The 18,235-nt window shown below is 69.6% G+C and carries 20 protein-coding genes; 6 read left to right on the forward strand and 14 right to left on the reverse strand.

The annotated features are described in order from the left end of the window. Nucleotides 1-12 precede the first annotated feature (12 nt). A complete protein-coding gene (locus DEW08_RS07765; RefSeq protein WP_109325968.1) occupies nucleotides 13-1,137 on the reverse strand; it encodes a homogentisate 1,2-dioxygenase in 1,125 nt (374 codons plus the stop codon). A gap of 142 nt (nucleotides 1,138-1,279) precedes the next feature. On the opposite strand from DEW08_RS07765, the gene DEW08_RS07770 reads away from it, so the two are divergent. After that, nucleotides 1,280-1,858, forward strand: coding sequence for a MarR family winged helix-turn-helix transcriptional regulator (locus tag DEW08_RS07770; protein ID WP_109325969.1), 579 nt, complete (start codon nucleotides 1,280-1,282; stop codon nucleotides 1,856-1,858). 3 nt (nucleotides 1,859-1,861) lie between these two features. Here DEW08_RS07770 and DEW08_RS33130 read toward each other — a convergent pair whose 3' ends face one another. Further along, nucleotides 1,862-2,527: a phenylacetic acid degradation protein PaaY gene (locus DEW08_RS33130; RefSeq protein ID WP_109325970.1), complete on the reverse strand. Its 666-nt coding sequence runs from the start codon at nucleotides 2,525-2,527 to the stop codon at nucleotides 1,862-1,864. A gap of 249 nt (nucleotides 2,528-2,776) precedes the next feature. Between DEW08_RS33130 and DEW08_RS07780 the strand changes: the two genes are divergently transcribed. From DEW08_RS07780 to DEW08_RS07790, 3 genes are all read left to right on the forward strand, one after another. Then, nucleotides 2,777-4,435, forward strand: coding sequence for an FAD-dependent oxidoreductase (locus DEW08_RS07780; RefSeq protein WP_109325971.1), 1,659 nt, complete (start codon nucleotides 2,777-2,779; stop codon nucleotides 4,433-4,435). Nucleotides 4,436-4,465: 30 nt separating this feature from the next. Then, nucleotides 4,466-4,660 carry a DUF2783 domain-containing protein gene (locus DEW08_RS07785; RefSeq protein WP_109325972.1) on the forward strand — a complete coding sequence of 65 codons (195 nt, stop codon included), beginning with the start codon at nucleotides 4,466-4,468 and terminating at the stop codon, nucleotides 4,658-4,660. A gap of 368 nt (nucleotides 4,661-5,028) precedes the next feature. Beyond that, nucleotides 5,029-6,624, forward strand: coding sequence for an ABC transporter substrate-binding protein (locus tag DEW08_RS07790; protein WP_109325973.1), 1,596 nt, complete (start codon nucleotides 5,029-5,031; stop codon nucleotides 6,622-6,624). Between the two features lie 40 nt (nucleotides 6,625-6,664). Here the strand turns inward: DEW08_RS07790 and DEW08_RS07795 are convergent, their stop codons facing one another. The 5 genes from DEW08_RS07795 to DEW08_RS07815 all read right to left on the reverse strand — a co-directional run bounded on the left by DEW08_RS07795 (nucleotide 6,665) and on the right by DEW08_RS07815 (nucleotide 11,926). Beyond that, nucleotides 6,665-7,141, reverse strand: coding sequence for a 3'-5' exonuclease family protein (locus tag DEW08_RS07795; protein ID WP_109325974.1), 477 nt, complete (start codon nucleotides 7,139-7,141; stop codon nucleotides 6,665-6,667). Nucleotides 7,142-7,154: 13 nt separating this feature from the next. After that, complete coding sequence (locus DEW08_RS07800) at nucleotides 7,155-8,999, reverse strand: DUF294 nucleotidyltransferase-like domain-containing protein (RefSeq protein ID WP_109325975.1); 1,845 nt, start codon at nucleotides 8,997-8,999, stop codon at nucleotides 7,155-7,157. Between the two features lie 151 nt (nucleotides 9,000-9,150). Next, the gene (locus tag DEW08_RS07805) at nucleotides 9,151-10,860 is read right to left on the reverse strand and encodes a cation acetate symporter (RefSeq protein WP_211107187.1); all 1,710 of its coding nucleotides are present in this window, start codon (nucleotides 10,858-10,860) and stop codon (nucleotides 9,151-9,153) included. Then, nucleotides 10,860-11,162, reverse strand: coding sequence for a DUF485 domain-containing protein (locus DEW08_RS07810; protein WP_109325976.1), 303 nt, complete (start codon nucleotides 11,160-11,162; stop codon nucleotides 10,860-10,862). Before DEW08_RS07810 ends, DEW08_RS07805 begins: the two co-directional genes overlap by 1 nt. 218 nt (nucleotides 11,163-11,380) lie before the next feature. Further along, nucleotides 11,381-11,926: a DUF1178 family protein gene (locus tag DEW08_RS07815; protein WP_109325977.1), complete on the reverse strand. Its 546-nt coding sequence runs from the start codon at nucleotides 11,924-11,926 to the stop codon at nucleotides 11,381-11,383. A 504-nt stretch (nucleotides 11,927-12,430) separates the two neighbouring features. Between DEW08_RS07815 and DEW08_RS07820 the strand changes: the two genes are divergently transcribed. Then, on the forward strand, nucleotides 12,431-13,075 hold the full coding sequence (locus DEW08_RS07820; protein WP_109325978.1) for a class I SAM-dependent methyltransferase: 645 nt from the start codon (nucleotides 12,431-12,433) through the stop codon (nucleotides 13,073-13,075). A gap of 36 nt (nucleotides 13,076-13,111) precedes the next feature. Here DEW08_RS07820 and DEW08_RS07825 read toward each other — a convergent pair whose 3' ends face one another. The 4 genes from DEW08_RS07825 to DEW08_RS07840 form a co-directional block, all read right to left on the reverse strand. After that, nucleotides 13,112-13,948, reverse strand: a complete 837-nt coding sequence (locus DEW08_RS07825; RefSeq protein ID WP_109325979.1) for a carbon-nitrogen hydrolase family protein — start codon at nucleotides 13,946-13,948, stop codon at nucleotides 13,112-13,114. Further along, the gene (gene grxC, locus DEW08_RS07830; RefSeq protein ID WP_109325980.1) at nucleotides 13,945-14,208 is read right to left on the reverse strand and encodes a glutaredoxin 3; all 264 of its coding nucleotides are present in this window, start codon (nucleotides 14,206-14,208) and stop codon (nucleotides 13,945-13,947) included. Before grxC ends, DEW08_RS07825 begins: the two co-directional genes overlap by 4 nt. A gap of 118 nt (nucleotides 14,209-14,326) precedes the next feature. After that, nucleotides 14,327-15,061: a ComF family protein gene (locus tag DEW08_RS07835; RefSeq protein WP_109325985.1), complete on the reverse strand. Its 735-nt coding sequence runs from the start codon at nucleotides 15,059-15,061 to the stop codon at nucleotides 14,327-14,329. 13 nt (nucleotides 15,062-15,074) lie between these two features. Continuing rightward, the gene (locus DEW08_RS07840) at nucleotides 15,075-15,341 is read right to left on the reverse strand and encodes a flagellar biosynthetic protein FliQ (RefSeq protein ID WP_109325986.1); all 267 of its coding nucleotides are present in this window, start codon (nucleotides 15,339-15,341) and stop codon (nucleotides 15,075-15,077) included. Between the two features lie 111 nt (nucleotides 15,342-15,452). Between DEW08_RS07840 and DEW08_RS07845 the strand changes: the two genes are divergently transcribed. Beyond that, the gene (locus DEW08_RS07845) at nucleotides 15,453-16,370 is read left to right on the forward strand and encodes a methyltransferase domain-containing protein (protein ID WP_109329633.1); all 918 of its coding nucleotides are present in this window, start codon (nucleotides 15,453-15,455) and stop codon (nucleotides 16,368-16,370) included. Between the two features lie 6 nt (nucleotides 16,371-16,376). On the opposite strand, the gene DEW08_RS07850 is transcribed toward DEW08_RS07845, so the two are convergent. From DEW08_RS07850 to DEW08_RS31090, 3 genes are all read right to left on the reverse strand, one after another. After that, nucleotides 16,377-17,144, reverse strand: a complete 768-nt coding sequence (locus DEW08_RS07850) for a sulfite exporter TauE/SafE family protein (protein ID WP_109325987.1) — start codon at nucleotides 17,142-17,144, stop codon at nucleotides 16,377-16,379. A 128-nt stretch (nucleotides 17,145-17,272) separates the two neighbouring features. Beyond that, the gene (locus tag DEW08_RS07855; protein ID WP_245986475.1) at nucleotides 17,273-17,902 is read right to left on the reverse strand and encodes a general stress protein; all 630 of its coding nucleotides are present in this window, start codon (nucleotides 17,900-17,902) and stop codon (nucleotides 17,273-17,275) included. Nucleotides 17,903-18,053: 151 nt separating this feature from the next. Continuing rightward, nucleotides 18,054-18,212 carry a hypothetical protein gene (locus DEW08_RS31090; protein ID WP_168220318.1) on the reverse strand — a complete coding sequence of 53 codons (159 nt, stop codon included), beginning with the start codon at nucleotides 18,210-18,212 and terminating at the stop codon, nucleotides 18,054-18,056. Nucleotides 18,213-18,235 lie beyond the last annotated feature (23 nt).

An 18,235-nucleotide genomic window follows, 5' to 3' on the forward strand; every position in this document is an offset into this window, starting at 1 on the left:
GCCGGCGCCGTCCTACTTCGCCTTCCAGCTGTCGACGTAGCCCGGCCATTCCGTGGCTTCCATCGCCTCGTGGACGTCCAGCGGGTCGCGGGTGTCGATCATCACCGCCACCTCGTCCGTCTCCTTGCGCGCATAGTTCTGCGCCGTCTCATAGGCCTTGGGGTGGGGCCCGTGCGGGAAGCCCGAGGGGTGGAAGGTCACCATCCCCGGCCTGATGTTGTCGCGCGAGAAGAACTGGCCGCGGTGATAGAACAGCACCTCGTCGAAATCCTCGTTCGAGTGATAGTAGGGCAGCTTCAGCGCCTCCGGGTCGGACTCGATCGGCCGCGGCACGAAGGTGCAGACGATGAAGCGGTTGGCGATCCAGGTGCTGTGGGCCGACGGCGGCAGGTGGTAGCGGTGGCTCATCAGCGGCCGGATGTCGCGCCAGTTCAGCCGCACCGGGGCGAGGTCGCCGTGCCAGCCCACCGCGTCCAGCGGGTTGAAGGGATAGACCATTTCGCTGATCCGGCCGCGCGACTTGATGCGCACCACCGTCTCGCGCTCGCTCTTCTGCGCCTGGAAGGCGTCGTCGAGCTGCGGCACGTCCAGCACCGCCGGGTCGAAGATGGCGTGCGTGCCGACCAGCCCCTTGTGGGGCAGCTTGTAGGCGTCGCCGGTCGCCTCCACCATCAGCACGGTGACGGCCTCCTCCGTCTCCAGCCGCCAGGCGGTGTTGCGCGGCAGGACGACGTAATCGCCCTCGGCCACCGGCAGATGGCCGTAGTCGCAGTAGAGATGGCCGCCGCCCTGGTGGAAGAACAGCAGGTCGTCGCCGTCGGCGTTGCGCACCAGATGCTCCATCCTGCCGCGGAAGCGCCACAGCCGGATCTGGGTCGCGCCGTTGCCCATCAGCGGCGGCGCCGACAGCGGGCAATCCAGATTCTGGTCGACCCGGTTCAGGTCGAAGGCGCGCGGACGCAGCGGCCCGTCGAAGCGGGTCCAGGCGGTCGGCGGGTGGGCGTGGTGGAACTGGGTGGCGGGGCCGAAGAAGCCCTCGCGCCCGACCTCGCGCTCATAGGTGCCGGCGGGAAGGCGGACATGCGCCTGCCGCGTCGCGGTGCCTTCCACCTTCGGGAACGAAATCCAGGTCTTCATGCGGTCCTCCCCCGGTACGGATCCCGTCTGCGGGGATCCTGACGATGGCGTTTGCGCTCCAATCTAGTTTCATCTGAAACTGTTGCAAGCACAAAATTCCCCGTCAGGATGGTATCGCTCAACCGAACCGAAGCCCGACGCCATGCCCTCCGGCCGCCCTCCGCGATCCGACGCCAAATCCGCCCCCCGTCCCGCCGTCCCCGACGAGGCTGCGGGGCCGGAGGTCCTGCCGGAACTGCGGCTGACCCGCTTCCTGCCCTACCGCCTGTCGGTCCTGGCCAACACGGTCAGCCACACGCTGGCGAAGCTCTACGAGAAGCGGTTCGGCATCACCATCCCGGAATGGCGGATCATCGCCGTGCTGGGCGGGGGCGAGACGCTGAGCGCCGGAGAGATCGCCCAGCGCACCGCGATGGACAAGGTGCAGGTCAGCCGCGCCATCAGCCGCATGCTGGAGTCGGCGCTGATCCTGCGGGAGTCGGGGACCAGCGACCGGCGCAAGGCGCTGCTGACCCTGACGCCCAAGGCGCTGGCGATCTATGCCGAGATCGTCCCGCTGGCGCTGGCCTATGAATCGGACCTGACCGGCGCCCTGTCGGACGAGGAGGCCGCGATGCTGGACCGCCTGCTGACGAAGCTGCAGTCGCGGGCGGACCAGCTTGCGCCCGGGCCGGCCGGCCGCCCGGCGGGGGAAGAGCCGGCGGGGGAAGAGGAGGAGTAGGGGTCAATCCCCGCTCGTCTGCCCCTCCTTCGTCTGGTACAGCGGCTGGGCGGTTCCGGCATCGACGCGCGGACGGTCGGCTTCCACTTCCTCCAGCGGCGCGCAGGCGGCCATGGTGGCGAGCGAGCGGACGGTCAGGCGCTGGTATTCCGCCGTGCCCTCGGCCTTCCAGGCGATCTCGCGCTCCGACAGGGGGCGCACGACCTTGGCGGGAAGCCCGGCGGCCAGCATGCGCGGCGGCACCTCGAAGCCCGCCTTGACGAAGGCCATGGCGGCGACGATCGCCTGCTCGCCGATCACCGCGCCGTCCATCACCACCGCGTTCATCCCGACCAGCGCGCCGCGCTTCACGACACAGCCGTGCAGGACGGCGCCGTGGCCGACATGGCCGTCCACCTCCACCACCGCATCCTGGCCGGGGAAGGCGTGCATGGTGCAGTTGTCCTGCACGTTGCTGCCCTCCTCCAGGATGATGCGGCCGAAGTCGCCGCGCAGGCTGGCGCAGGGGCCGACATAGCAGCGGGGGCCGATCACCACGTCGCCGATCAGCACCGCCGTGGGATGGACGAAGGCGGTGGGGTGGATCACCGGGATCACCCCGTCGATGGCATAGACGGTCGGGCGCAGCGGGCTGCGGGCGTCCGTGCCGGGATTGCGTGGATCTGGCATGGCAATTCCTCCCTTGGCCGGCCCACGATACGGGGCCGTATTGCCTTTTCCCGGCACTCTACACCGACGCCGGTGTGAAGCGACACCGATTTTCCGTCAAACGAGCAATTCCTGTATCGCGTCGCCCTTTCCCTTGCCTTTGGTGCGGGGCAGGCGAACTGTTTGACAGGCGGCCTTTCGCTCTATTAGTATCATTTGAAACTATATCGCGCGAAACAAAAGCGCGGCCGCATCCGGGGGAAACGCAGCATGCACGCCACCTACAGCTATCCAAAGTATCCTTACCTGCAGTCGGACGAACAGCGCACCGGAACCGTGCGGCGCCATCCCGTCGTGGTGGTCGGGGCCGGGCCGGTCGGGCTGACCGCCGCCATCGATCTGGCGCAGAAGGGCGTGCCGGTCGTCGTGCTGGATGCGGAGGATACCGTCAGCGTCGGCAGCCGCGCCGTCTGCTACGCCAAGCGGGCGCTGGAGGTGTGGGACCGCCTGGGCGTCGCGCAGCGGATGGTCGACAAGGGCGTGGTGTGGAAGATCGGCAAGGTCTTCAACGGCGACTCGCTGGTCTATCAGTTCGACCTGCTGCCGGAGCCGGACCACAAGATCCCCGCCTTCATCAACCTCCAGCAATATTACCTGGAGGATTACCTGGTCGCCGCCGCCCAGGCGGAGGAGCGGGTGGACCTGCGCTGGCTGTCGCGCGTCCTCTCGGTCCGGCAGGAGGACGGCCATGTGGTGCTGCAGGTGGAAACGCCGGACGGCGTCTATGCCCTGCAGGCCGACTATGTCATCGCCTGCGACGGCGCCAAATCCTCCATCCGCAAGATGCTGGGGCTGGACTTCGTCGGCGAGGTGTTCCGCGACCGCTTCCTGATCGCCGACGTGGTGATGAAGGCCGATTTCCCGGCCGAACGCTGGTTCTGGTTCGACCCGCCCTTCCACCGCCGCCAGTCGGCGCTCCTGCACATGCAGCCCGACAATGTCTGGCGCATCGACTTCCAGCTCGGCTGGGACGCGGATCCCGAGGAGGAGAAGAAGCCGGAGCGCGTCATCCCCCGCCTGAAGGCGATGCTGGGCGAGTCGACGCCGTTCGAGCTGGAGTGGGTCTCGGTCTACACCTTCCAGTGCCGCCGGCTGGAGCAGTTCCGCCATGGCCGCATCCTGTTCGCCGGCGATTCGGCGCATCAGGTCTCGCCCTTCGGCGCCCGCGGCGCCAATTCCGGCGTGCCCGACGCCGACAACCTCGCCTGGAAGCTGAAGCTGGTGCTGGACGGGGTGGCGCCGGACAGCCTGCTCGACAGCTATTCCGACGAGCGGGTGGAGGCGGCGAAGGAGAACATCCTGAACTCCACCCGCTCCACCGACTTCATCACGCCGAAGAGCGAGGTCAGCCGCACCTTCCGCGACGCCGTGCTGGCGCTGGCCGGCGAGCTTCCCTTCGCCCGCTCGCTGGTCAATTCCGGGCGCCTTTCCACCCCCACGACCTATCTGGCAAGTCCGCTCAACACGCCCGACGCGGACGCCTTCGCCGGCCGGATGGTGCCGGGCGCCCCGGCGACCGACGCGCCGGTCGAACGGCAGGGACAGGCCGGCTGGCTGACGGAGATGCTGGACGGCCGCTTCGTCCTGCTCTACGCCGCCGGCGACGGGCCGGTCCCGGCGGAGGTGGCGGAGCGGCTGGACGCGCTGGCCCGCGGGCCGGTCCCGTTCGCCTGGCATGCCGTCACCGACCGCCGCCGCGGCTCCCACCCGAACGAACTGGTCGACAGCGCCGGCCGCTTCCGCGAGCGCTATGACGCCACCCCCGGCACCGTCTACCTGATCCGTCCGGACCAGCATGTCGCCGCGCGCTGGCGCGCCTTCGACGCCGCCGCCGTCGGGGCCGCCCTGAACCGCGCCATCGGCCGCTGACGCCCCTTTTCCCGCTCACGGAGTCGCCTCATGGCCACCCTCGCCACCGAAAACCGCTTCGCCAGCCCCGACGACTTCTATCAGGCGCTGATCGACACCCACCGCGACCTGACCGCCGAACAGAGCGCTGCGCTCAACGCCAAGCTGATCCTCCTGCTCGCCAACCATATCGGCGACATGGAGGTGCTGACCGAGGCGCTGCGCCTCGCCCGCAAGGGGGTGTGACCCCGCGCCCGGCCGGGGCGGGATGGCGGGGACCGGCCGTTTTCCCGCCATGCTTGTCCCGTCCCGGCCGGCCGGCTACTCTTCCCGCATCACCACCCGACCCGCGCCCCCGGCTTCCCCCGCGTTCCATCCTCGCATTGTGCAGCCCCTGCACAAGGGATGTACACGAACGGCGGGCCGCAACCCGTTGACCGGCAACGGAGAAAGCGGCCTCGACGCCATTGTGCGCCGGGAGGACTCCGCACAACGCGCCCGATCCGGCACGACGGGCGTCCGGCTTGACAGGGGGGCGAGGGCGGTTCGATCCTCGTTGCAACGCGGGCCAGGGGCATTCCGTCCCTCGCCCGGCAACAGGGAGACGACAGGGAATGCAGAGCTTCGCCCGCGGCCTTCTCGGAGCCGCCATGGTTGCGCTTGCCACCGTCCCGGCGCCGGCGCTCGCCGACACGCCGAAGGACGCGCTGGTGATGGCGTGGCAGTTCGACGACATGATCACGCTCGACCCGGCGGAGGCGTTCGAGATTTCCGGCCTGGAATACGTCTCCCAGACCTACAACCGGCTGATCCAGTTCGACGTCAAGGACGTCAGCAGGATCGAGGGCGACGCCGCCGAGAGCTGGACCGTCTCGCCGGACGGCAGGACCTTCACCTTCAAGATCCGCGACGGCATCACCTTCCATTCCGGCAACCCGCTGACCGCCGAGGATGTCGCCTACAGCTTCCAGCGGGCGGTCAAGCTGAACAAGGGACCGGCCTTCATCCTGAACCAGTTCGGCCTCACGGCGGCGAACGTCGACCAGAAGGTCCGCGCCACCGACAAGGCCACCCTGGTGTTCGAGATCGACCAGACCTACGCCCCGACCTTCGTCCTCTACAGCCTGACCGCCGGCGTCGCCTCCATCGTCGACTCGAAGCTGCTGAAGAGCAAGGAGAAGGACGGCGACTTCGGCGCCGCCTGGCTGAAGACCGCGTCTGCCGGCTCCGGCCCCTACATGCTGAAGCAGTGGAAGGCGAGCGAACTGCTGAGCCTGGAGGCCTATCCGAAATACTGGCGCGGTGCCCCCGCCCTGAAGCGCGTGCTGATCCGCCACATCGCCGAGCCGGCGACCCAGCGCCTGCTGCTGGAGAAGGGTGACGTCGACGTGGCGCGCAACCTGCGTCCCGAGCAGTTCGAGCCGCTGAAGGCCAACAGCGCCGTCCGGCTGGTGCAGGCGCCCAAGGGCACGCTGTGGTACCTCAGCCTCAACCAGAAGAACCCGGCGCTCGCCAAGCCGGAGGTGCGGCAGGCCTTCAAGTACCTCGTGGACTATGAGGGCATGGGCAAGACCATCATGAACGGCCAGGGCATCGTGCATCAGGCCTTCCTGCCCAAGGGCTTCCTCGGCGCGCTGGACGACAACCCCTACCGCTACGACCCCGCCAGGGCGAAGGAGCTGCTGGCCAAGGCCGGCTATCCCGACGGGCTGACCGTGTCGATGGATGTGCGCAGCACCTCGCCGACCCAGGACATGGCCCAGGCCATCCAGGCCAGCGCGGCGGCGGCCGGCGTCAAGATCGACATCCTGCCGGCCGACGGCAAGCAGGTGCTGACCAAGTACCGCGCCCGCAACCACGAGCTGATGATCCAGCAGTGGGGGGCCGACTATCAGGACCCGCACTCCAACGCCGACACCTTCGCGTCCAACCCGGACAATTCCGACACCGCCAAGACCAAGCCGCTGGCCTGGCGCAACGCCTGGGACATTCCGGAACTGACGAAGAAGACCGCCGCCGCGGTGGTGGAGAGCGACGCCGGCAAGCGTGCCGCCATGTACCAGGAGCTTCAGCGCCAGGTGCTGGAGGACTCGCCCTTCGTCATCATGTTCCAGCAGGTCGAGGTGATCGCCGAGCGCAACAGCGTCTCCGGCCTGATCTGGGGGCCGAGCTTCGACTCCAACTACTACTGGAAGGCCACGAAGAAGTAAGGATACCGGCCCCTCCCCGGTGGGGCGAGGGGCCGGCCCGTCACCGCTCCGTCAGCCGCAGATAGGCCAGCGCGGCGACCAGGGCGGTGCCGTAGGCGTCGCCCCGGGGGCGCAGGGGCAGGTCGAGGTCGCCGATCAGCCGGTCGAGCCGCAGGTCGATGGCCCGCTTGCTCGGCGTCCGCGACTTGCGGTCGTAGAACAGGCTCGACACCTCGATCCGCTCGCCGGGCAGCGGCGCACCCAGCAGCCGCTCCACCAGCCCGGCGCTGAAGTCGAGGAAATAGCCGACCAGCGGCCGGTCGCCGATCAGGGCGCGGAGCTGCTCCACCCCCTCGGCCGCTGCCGGGCCGGTGCCGAGGGCGACGACCAGCGCCCGGCTGGTCAGGACGCGGTTGCCGTGCAGCGGGATGGCGGCGACCACCCGCGGGGCGGCGGTCGCCGGGTCGAAGCTGGTCGCCTCGCAATGCAGCGCCACCAGCTCGCGCGGCGCCTGCGGGTCGGAACGGTCGGGTGCCACGGCCTGCGCCCCCTCAGTGGTTCAGGCGGAAATGGTAGGCGATGGTCTCCTTGAAGCTCTTGACCAGGGCGAGGCAGTCCTTGAACTGGTCGCGGTCGAGCTTGCCCATCTCCTCCGGCCGGACGGAGTTGTCGATCTCCCCGTCGCCGGCGGCGTCGATGCGGGCATGCATCCGCAAGGTGGAGAGGAAGGCGAAGGCGTCCGCCAGCTCGCCGGCCATCTTGCGGTTCAGCACGCCCTTGTCGGCCAGCGCCCAGATGCGTTCGGTGGTGTTGGTCTCCGCCATGTGCTTTTCCAGGGCGAGCGCCCGGATGCCGTGGACGATGGGGAAGATGGCCGCCTTCTTGATGTCCACCGGCTCGCTGCGCCGCCGCTCGAACAGGCTGGCGAACAGGCCGGACGGCGTGTCGAAGGCCAGCGCCGGGCGGGCGAAGTGGGTGAAGAACATCTGGTTGTCCTGCAGCCGGCCCAGCAGGTAGCCCTTCGCCTCCTCCAGCAGCGACGCGTCGCCGGCCACCGCCGCGGCGTCGTAGAAGATGGCGAGGTTCATCTGCGCCGCCTCGTCCGGCCGGTGGATCCAGTGGAAGACGGCGTCCTTGTAGGCGGCGAGCGGCCGCGTCCACTCCGGGTTGGACAGCATGATGTTGCCGGGACAGGGCGGATAGCCGAACTCGACCAGTCGGCGGGTGAACTCCGCGGTGACCCGGCCCAGCTCCTGGCAGTCATAGCCGTCGCGCAGGATCAGCCCGTTGTCCTGGTCGGTCTTCAGAAGCTGCTCGCCGCGCCCCTCGCTGCCCATGACGATCAGGCAGGAGTTGGCCAGCAGATCCGGCGGGGCGAGAAGCTCGAACAGCTTGCGGAAGATGCGCCGGTTCAGCTCCGTCACCAGGTCGGCGATGAAGGAGACCTTGACGCCGGTCGCATGCAGCGTGCGGATCAGCCCGACGATGGCGTGGCTCGCCTCCCTCAGGTCATCCGGACTCGTGGCATGCTCCACCTGCAGCCCGATGACCTGCGAGTGGTTGGAGAGGACCGCCAGCAGGTCGCTCTGCCCCAGCAGCCCGACGATCCTCCCCTGCTCGGTGATCACCAGCCGGCGGACGGCATGCTTGGTCATCAGGATCAGGGCGGTGAACAGCAGGTCGTCGCGGTCGAGCGTCAGCAGCTCGTAGTTGGCGAGTGGCCCGACCGGCGCCTCCACCGGCCGGCCGTCGAGCACGACGAGGTCGCGCAGGTCGGTGCCGGTCAGGATGCCGACCCGCTCCCCTTGGGCGTCCCTGTCGCGGACCAGGACGCTGCTCGCCCGGTGCGTCTTCATGGCGGCGGCGGCCTCGCGCAGGCTGGCGGTGCCCTCGACGAACAGCGGCGGGTGCAGATAGGCCTGCCGGATACGGGCCATGGTCAGGGCCGCCATCTCGCGGTTCGACCGTTCGCTGGCGAGCGCCGTCATGCGCTGGGCGAAGTCCTGCACGATCACCTCCCCGAAGTCCGGATAGTCGCGGGCGAGATCCTCCAGCACCGCGCGGGGGATCAGGTGGCACAGGCCGGGCTCCACCGCGACGAGGCTGCGCGGCTGCCCGCCGCCGTAGAGCGCCTGGAGGTCGAAGCGGTCGCCGGGACCGTAGACCGCGGCGATCTCCCCGCCGCGCCGTTCCTGTATCGTCCCCTGCACCACGACGAACAGCACGTCCGCCGCCTGGTCGCGCGGCAGAACCACCTCGTCCCGGCCATAGACCCCGATGTCGAGGGCGCGCGCCAGCCGCTCCCGCCCCGCCGCGTCGAGCCGGTCGAAGGGCGGCAGGTCGAAATCGAAGGGGATGGCGTGGGCTGTCGCGGCCTGGGATGGCTGATCGGTCATCGGCAGACCCGTTCTCCGTCGCGGTGAGGATCTCAAGGGGGCGGAGGCATCAAGAAGACGGCAAAAAAAGACGCCCCAGGGGATGACCCCTGAGGCGCCGGGAAGCCTACACCCGCTCCGCGCGAGGCGGAAGCGGGTGCGACGATTTTGATTAGTGGGCCGAGGCGCCTTCCGCACCCAGGCCGGTCTGCGACCGGATGTACTGGGCCTCGAAGTCGCGACGCTCCTTCTGGGCCTGCTCGCTGTTGTCGGTGATCGAGAAGAACCAGATGCCGACGAAGGCGAGCGCGATCGAGAACAGGCCGGGGTTGTCGTAGGGGAAGATGGCGGCCGGGTTGCCCAGCACGGCCTTCCACACGGTCGGGCCCAGCACCAGCATGGTGACCGAGGAGACCAGGCCGATGGTGCCGCCGATGACGGCGCCGCGGGTGGTCATCTTGCCCCAGAACATCGACATCAGCAGGATCGGGAAGTTCGCCGAGGCCGCGATGACGAAGGCGAGGCCGACCATGAAGGCCACGTTCTGGTTCTCGAAGGCGATGCCGAGGAAGATCGAGACGATGCCGATGATGACCGTGGTGATCTTCGACACGCGGATCTCGTCGGCCTCGTTGGCGCGGCCCTTGGCGAAGACCGAGGCGTAGAGGTCATGGGAGACCGCCGAGGCGCCGGCCAGCGTCAGGCCCGCGACCACCGCCAGGATGGTGGCGAAGGCGACCGCGGCGATGAAGCCGTAGAAGAGGGAGCCGCCGACCGCGTTGGCGGTGTGGACCGCCGCCATGTTGGTGCCGCCGATGATGTTGGCGACGACCGCCTTGGCACCGGCCGCCGGGGCCTCCTTCAGGAAGGGATAGGCACCGTTGGCGTCGGGGGCCAGGATCATCAGGATGGCGCCGAAGCCGATGATGAAGGTCAGGATGTAGAAGTAGCCGATGAAGCCGGTCGCATAGAACACCGACTTGCGGGCTTCCCGGGCGTCGGCGACGGTGAAGAAGCGCATCAGGATGTGCGGCAGGCCGGCGGTGCCGAACATCAGCGCCATGCCCAGCGAGATCGCCGAGATCGGGTCGGTGATCAGCGCGCCCGGCGACATGATCGCCAGGCCCTTCGGGTGGATGTCCACGGCGGCCTTGAACATCGCCTCGGGGCTGAAGCCGAACTTGGCGAGGATCATGAAGGCCATGAAGGAAGCGCCCGACAGCAGCATCACCGCCTTGATGATCTGCACCCAGGTGGTGGCCAGCATGCCGCCGAAGGTCACGTAGCCGATCATCAGCACGCCGACGATCACGACCGCCCAGATGTAGTCCATGCCGAACAGCAGCTGGATCAGCTTGCCCGCACCCACCATCTGCGCGATCAGGTAGAAGGTGACGGTCGCCAGCGAGCCGCAGGCGGCCAGCGTGCGGATCGGCGTCTGCTGGAAGCGGTAGGAGGCGACGTCGGCGAAGGTGTACTTGCCGAGGTTGCGCAGCCGTTCCGCGATCAGGAACAGGATGATCGGCCAGCCGACCAGCCAGCCCACCGAGAAGATCAGCCCGTCGAAGCCGTTGGCGTACACCAGGCCGGCGATGCCGAGGAAGGAGGCGGCCGACATGTAGTCGCCGGCGATGGCGAGGCCGTTCTGGAAACCGGTGATGCCGCCGCCGGCGGCGTAGAAGTCCTTCGCCGACTTCGTGCGGCGGGCAGCCCAGTAGGTGATGCCCAGCGTCAGAAGCACGAAGATCAGAAACATGATGATGGCTTCCCAATTGGTAGCCTGTTTCTGAACCGCGCCTTCGATGGCCGCCGCGAACACGGTGCCGGGGAGCAGGGTGCCGGCCGCAGCCACGGCGGCGACCCGGTTGATCATCGACCGCATCACTTCGACTCCTCCAGGATCTGGCGGTTCAGTTCATCGAATTCGCCGTTGGCCCGATGGACGTAGATGCCCGTCAGGATGAAGGCGGAGACGATGGTGAAGACGCCGACCGGAATGCCCCAGGTGGTCACGCCCGAGCCGATGGGCGTGCCGAGGAAGCCCTTGCCGAAGGCGACCAGCAGGATGAAGCCGAAGTAGATGACCAGCATGGCGATCGAAAGCGTCCACGCAAATGCAGAGCGCCTCGCCACCAAGTCCTGGAACTTCGGGTTATTCAGAATTTTTTGCGCATTTTGATTCATGTGCGTCCCCTCACGAGTGCCGAGCTTACGTTCGACATTCCTTTTAGACACTCGGGCTGTGCAACCGTGTACGCCCTGGATCCGACTGCTTCTTTGATACAGATCAGGGCGGAGTGCACCCCCGACCATGGTCGGTGGGGGTGCGCACAATCAGTGTGAGGAAACGCTTGAGTTTTGCAAACAGTCAGTTTTCCCAGCTATTCCGCGCGCCGTCCCGGTCAGGAATCGGTGCGCGGCAGCCAGGGGATGCGTTGAAATGTCACACCTTCGTCCCGCAGTTCCTCGACCTCCTCGGCGGTGGCTTCGCCGTAGATGCCGCGCGGGTCGGTCTCGCCATAGTGGATCCGGCGCGCCTCTTCGGCGAATCGCTCGCCGACATAGTCGCAGTTCTGCTCCACCACCCGGCGCAGCTCGCCGAGCTGGCGCATGACCTCGGCCACCGCCTGGCGCTGCGCGTCGTTCGACGGCACCGGCAGGGAGGCCAGCCTGTTCTGTCCCTCGCCGGCGGGGACGGGGACGGGGACGGGGACGGGGGCGGCGGGGGCGGCCGGGACCGGGCCGGCGGCGGGCGGCTGTTCCGCCTTGTCCTTGCGGCCCAGTCCCTTGGCGATCCGCGGGGCCATGGGGGCCTTGGTGATGGTGCTGTCGCCGCAGATGGGACAGGTGATCTGGTGCGCCGCCGCCTGCTCCTCGTAGGCGGCACCGTTGCGGAACCACGCCTCGAACCGGTGGTCCGAGGGACATTTCAATTCGAAGAGGATCATGTCCCCGTCGGATGCTCCGTAATCCTGCGGCGTGGGCCGGACGCCGCGCCTGTTGCGTCACGCAGACGAGACCCCCCTAGTTCAGCACGCCGGCCCGGCCGCCGTCAAATCGTCAACCGGCGAGTCGGCGGCGCCGGTTTGGGCGCATCGTGCAGCCACGTCCGGGCGCCCAATAGCGTGGAGGCAACTTTTCCTTTTCCACGCCAAGGGCTTGACGGCAATCGTTCGCACGCACCCATTGTGCATCTCCTGCACGATCCGGCCCGTCGCGCAACGCCGGGCACCGCCGGCGGCATGGCAGCGCGGTGGCGGGTGGTGGAGGAAGGACGCAGGTCGGGCGATGATGCCGGACAGGCTAGCCGGCCGGCCGCGCCGGGGCAAGACCGTCAGGGAACGCAAAGGCGGCCGGGGATCCGCAATCGGAGTTGCACGGTGCCGGCGGGCGTTGCAGGGTCGGCCCAACCCGCCGTTCCGGATCCCGACAAGCCTGAGGATGGCCGTCCCATGCCGCAACCCGCGTCCCAATCCCTGCATGCCGCCCTGCAGCCGCCCTCGCCCTGGATCGCGCGCTTCGCCCCGCTGGTGGCGGCCCGCGGACCGGTGCTCGATCTCGCCTGCGGCGGCGGGAGGCACCTCCGGCTGTTCCACACGCTGAACCATCCGGTCGTCGGCATCGACCGCGACCTGCGCCCGGTCGCCGACCTCGCCGGCACGCCGGAGGTCGAGCTGCTGGAGGCCGACCTGGAGGCCGACCTGGAGGCCGGCGCGTCCTGGCCGCTGCCGGCGGAGCGGCGCTTCGCCGGGATCGTCGTCACCAACTACCTGCACCGGCCGCTGTTCCCGGCCATCCTGGAGGCGCTGGCGCCGGGCGGGGTGCTGCTCTACGAGACCTTCGCGGTCGGCAACGCCCGCTTCGGCCGGCCGAGCTCCCCCGATTTCCTGCTGCGCAACGGCGAATTGCTGGAGCTGGCCCGCGGCCGGCTGCAGGTCGTCGCCTACGAGCATGGCGAGGTCGCCTCGCCCAAGGCGGCGGTGGTGCAGCGGATCTGTGCCGTCAAGGATCTGGAGCCCGGCGCCGGGCTGGGCGGCGATCCGGAGCCGCGGCCGCTGCCCGCCGCAGCCTCCACCCCCGTGCCGAACGCCGAATAGCCGGCCATACAGCCGGGCGCGGAGGGGCGGCGCCGGTCAGAAGCCGGCGCGCACCGTCTCGAAGCCGCGGTCGTGGGTCAGGGAGGGGACCATGCGCCGCGCCTCCTCCACCCGCGCCATGTCGAGTTCGGCCAGGACGAAGCCGACCTTCTCCCCGGCATCGGCCAGCACCTCGCCCCAGGGGGCGACGATCAGCGAATGGCCGTAGGTCTGGCGGCCCTGGTCGTGGGTGCCGGTCTGGGCCGGGGCGAGGACGAAGCAGCCCGTCTCGATGGCGCGGGCGCGCAGCAGGACATGCCAGTGCGCCCGCCCGGTCGGCACGGTGAAGGCGGCCGGCGAGGCGAGGATGTCCGCCCCCGCCTTGGCCAGCGCCCGGTGGAGGTACGGGAAGCGCACGTCGTAGCAGATGGTCATGCCCAGCCCGCCCCAGGGGGTGCGGGCGAGCACCGCATGCTCGCCGGGGCGGAAGGTCGCCGATTCGCGATAGCTCTCGCCGCCCTTCAGGTCCACGTCGAACATGTGGATCTTGTCGTAATGCGCGACGGCTCGGCCCTGGGCGTCGAACAGGTAGCTGCGGTTGGCGACCCGCCCGTCCTCCAGCAGGACGCCCAGCGTCCCGGCCAGGATCCAGGCGCCGGTCTCCCGCGCCAGGTCGGAGAAGAAAGGGATGGCGGGATGCTCGGCCGCCGTGCGCACCCGCTCCATGGTCTTGGCGCGGCCCTGGACGATCCAGCCGACATTCTCCGGCAGGGCGATCAGCTCGGCGCCGGCGTCGCGGGCGCGGCGGACGAGATCGCCCGCCGCCTTCAGGTTCGGCTCAAGCTCCGTGCCCGCGTTCACCTGGACGCAGGCGGCCTTGAGGATGGCGCTCATGCACCGAGTCCCAGGACCGGGTCGAGCTTGCCGGCGCGGTCGAGCGCGTGGATGTCGTCGCAGCCGCCATAGGGCTTGCCGTCGATGAAGATCTGCGGAACGGTCGTGCGCCCCTCCGCCCGCTGCACCATCTCGTCGCGCCGGCCGGGATGCATGTAGAGGTCGATCTCCTCGTAGGACACGCCCTTGCTGTCCAGCAGCCTCTTGGCGCGCGAGCAGTAGGGGCAGAAGGGGGTGGTGTAGATGACGACCTCGGCCATGCGGCAGGCTCCTGCGCTGTCTGAAACGGTTATAAGAAGAATAGGGACATCCCGCCAGATGTTCACCCCCGCCCCCTTTTGACGCGGCCCTGCGGCGGGCGCCGGGCTCTTCACCCCCTCAGCTCTTCACCACGCGGGCCAGCGTCAGCAAATCCACCCGCGCCGCCCCCGCCCGGCGCAGCACGGCCGCGCATTCGGCCAGCGTCGCCCCGGTGGTCAGCACGTCGTCCACCAGCACCACCCGCTTGCCTGCGACCTGCGCCCCGCGGCGCAGCGCGAAGGCGCCCTTGACGTTGCGCGCACGGCCCAGCCGCCCCAGCCCGCCCTGCGTCCGCGTGGCGCGGCGGCGCAGCAGAAGGTCCGGCACCGTCGCCACGCCAATTCGTTTCGACAGCGCATTGGATATCAAAGCTGCTTGATTATAACGCCTGCGGAACAATCGCCAGCGGTGGAGCGGAACCGGAACGATCAGGTCGGCGTCGCGCAGGATCTCGGCACCGGCGCGGGCAAGCCAGGTGGCGTAGGCGCCGGCGGCATGGATGCGGTCGCCATGCTTGAAGCCCAGCAGCAGCGGGCGGCTGCCGTCGTCGTAGACCAGCACGGCGCGGGCGCGGTCGAAGGGCGGCGGGTTGGCGAGGCAGGCGCCGCACAGCGTCTCCTCCGGCACCGCGAAGTCGAAGGGCAGGCCGCAGCAGGCGCAACAGGGCGGGGCGATGAAGGTCAGCCGCGTCCAGCAGGCGGCGCACAGCCCGCCCTGCCGGTCCACCGCCGTGCCGCAGGCGAGGCAGCGCGGCGGCAGCAGCGCGTCCAGCAGCAGGCCGAGCAGCGAAAGGGCGCGGCGGGCGAGGCGCATGGGCCGTCCCCCGTCACTGGAGCATGGCGATCCGCTCGAAGATCACGAGCGTGTAGTCGCGCAGCGCGATGTAGATGGCCGGGGCGGTGATGAACAGGATCAGCAGCGTGCCGAAGATCTTCAGGTCCTGCTGCAGGGTCGATTCGTTGATGTTGGTCACCGACTGGAAGATGGTCATCACCAGGCCGACCGCGGCGGTGATCGCCAGGGTGGGGAAGGTGATCTTGATGATGACGATCAGCGCCTCGTAACTGACGCCGATGGCTTCCTGGATGCCCATCTGGCTGCCTTTCGCCCTGCCGGTCCCCGGGGGATGAGGGGGCCGAGTGTAGCATGTCCGCCGGGTCCCGCCGATGGTTGTAGGACGGTGGGGCTGGTCTATATTGCGGACATGACGACTTCCGACAGCATGACGGTCTTCGACCGCGCCCTGGTCCGCCGCCGCCGCGACCGCGCCGCCGCCGGCTTCCCCGACCATTCCTTCCTGTTCGAGGAGGTGGCCGACCGCCTCGCCGACCGGCTGGAGGACGTGAGGCGCGGCTTTCCCCTGGCGCTCGACCTCGGCAGCCATGACGGGGCGATGGCGCGGGCGCTGAAGGGGCCCGGCGGCTGGCGCAAGGGGATCGAGCGGCTGGTCGCCTGCGACCTCTCCCCCGCCTTCGCCCGGGCCGCCGGCCGGTCGGCCGATGCCGCCGTCGCCGCCGACGAGGAGGCGCTGCCCTTCGCGCCGGAGAGCTTCGACCTCGTCGTCTCCAACCTCAGCCTTCATTGGGTGAACGACCTGCCGGGCGCCCTGGTGCAGATCCGGCAGGCGCTGAAGCCCGACGGCTTCTTCTGCGCCGCGCTGCTGGGGGGCGAGACGCTGACCGAGCTGCGCCGCTGCCTGTACGAGGCGGAGATGGCGGTGGCGGGCGGCGTGTCGCCGCGCGTCTCCCCCTTCGCGGAGATCAAGGATGCCGGCGCGCTGATGCAGCGGGCCGGCTTCGCCCTGCCGGTGGTGGACGGCGACACGCTGACCGTCACCTACTCCGACGCGCTGGCGCTGATGCGCGACCTGCGCGGCATGGGCGAATCGAACGCGGTGCTGGCGCGCCGGAAGGTGCCGGCCAGCCGCGCCCTGCTGTTCGAGACGGCGCGGCGCTATGCGGAACTCCATGCCGAGCCGGACGGACGCATCCCGGCGACCTTCCAGGTGCTCTACCTCGCCGGCTGGTCGCCGCACGAAAGCCAGCAACAGCCCCTCAAGCCCGGCTGCGGCGAGGTCCCGCTGGCCGAGGCGCTGAAGGGGCAGGCGGGCAAGCTGCCCTGATCCTCCTCAGGCCACCAGCTTCCAGGCCATCCAGCCCAGCACCCCGGCGTTCACCAGCATGATCGCCGGGGCGGCGCGGGCCACGGCGCTGCGCCAGGTGCGGCCGGCGAGATGGCCGGCCAGCCCGACGGCCAGCAGGCTGGGCAGCGTCCCGAGGGCGAAGGCGAGCATGCCGAGCGCCCCGGTCAGGGCGCTGCCGCTCGCCGCCGCCACGGCCACCGCGCCATAGAGCAGCCCGCAGGGGATGAAGCCCAGCGCGACGCCCAGCCCATAGCCGCGCCAGCCCGTCGGGTTGCCGAACAGCGGCCGGGCGAGGCGGGACACCCGGTCGCCCCACCAGCGCTGCAGCGGCGACTCGACATGCGGCAACCAGGCCGTCAGGCCCCGCACCGCGTAGCCGAGGAAGAACAGGGCGGCGAAGACCAGCAGCGCCACCGACAGCCAGCGCAGCCCGGGCAGCGCCCCGACATGGCCGGCCACCGACGCCGCCACGGCGCCGATCAGCGCATAGCTGGTGGCGCGGCCGAGATGGTAGGGCAGCACCGCAGCCCCGGCGAGCCGGTGCATCTCGCTCATCCGCGAGGCGGGAACGCGTTCCAGCCGGGCGGTGACCTGCGCCAGCACGAAGGGACCGCACATGCCGGCGCAATGGGTCGAGCCGCCGACCAGCCCGGCGGTCAGCAGAGCCGCCAGCAGCCCGCCGTCACGGTCGATGACGAGGGAGCACTGGTTGAGCGCGGTGTCGAGCAGGGTGACGGCGGAAGAGGCGTCCAAGGCCGGCGGCTCCGGGTGGAGGAAGGACGCGCCCTGGATAGCGCAAAGGGCCGGGCAGGGCGATGACCTGCGTCAAATCGCCCCGTCCCGGCCCCTTCGGGTCCCCATCCTTACCTGTCGCCGGATCCTTACACGGAGCCGGTCTGCGGCACGTCATGCACCTCGGCCGGCTTCACCGCGTGGCGGTTCAGGATCTCCAGCGCCCGGCGCTCGCGGTCGGCGTCGCGCAGGTTGACCCACAGCAGGATGCCGCCCTTGTCGAGCTGCTGCAGCATCGGCTCGTTGCGCTTGTCGCTCAGCCATTGGGAGAGGAAGCTGCCGGCAGCGCCGCCGCCGGCCCCGGCCGCCGCGGCGGCCGCTGCGGCGGCCAGCGCCGTCCCGCCGGTCGCCAGCACGGCGCCGGTCGCCAGGATGGCCCCGACATAGGCGGGGAAGCCCGCCGCCACGCCCTGCAGGCTGCCGGTATCCTCGGGCGAGACGAAGGACTGGCGCGGCGCGTTCGGGTCGTGGGCGACCTGTTCCACATGCCTCGGGACATCGCCCAGCCGCTCGCGGATCGTCTCGTCGTTGGCGAGCAGGCTCAGCTCGTGCCGCTCGAAGCCGCCGAGCGACAGCTCGTCGATCGCCTGCTGCAGCGCCTCGCGGCTGTCGAAGATGGCGACCGCCTCGCGGACCTGCCCCTCGGTCCAGCCGGACTGCGGAGCCGCCACGCCGCTCTGGCCGGACACGGTCATGCCGGTTTCGGGATTCTCGATCATCGTCCTGCCTCCGCCATCATCCTGTCTGGGCCATCTGTCTGGGCCATCATCCGGCCTGCGCCGGTTTCCGGCGCTGCGCCGCGCAGGAGTCCCCCTGGTGCGCCCGTACAAGCCGGGCAAGCCGACATCCGGCACAGCGGCCTCCAGGGCTCTAACCTGCGGGCGCGGCGGAGGTTCCGCCCGGCGCCGCCGGCGGCAGGCCGCGCGGCTGCGGCATGGCGGACAGGAACCACCAGAGGCCGAGCGCGATCAGCAGGACCTTGACCGCCAGGAACAGGGCGATGTGCCGGGCGAGCGGGTTGCGGAACATGGAATGGAACCTCTGCTTGTGGA

It is taken from the genome of Azospirillum thermophilum (genome assembly GCF_003130795.1).
Taxonomy (GTDB): Bacteria; Pseudomonadota; Alphaproteobacteria; order Azospirillales; family Azospirillaceae; genus Azospirillum; species Azospirillum thermophilum.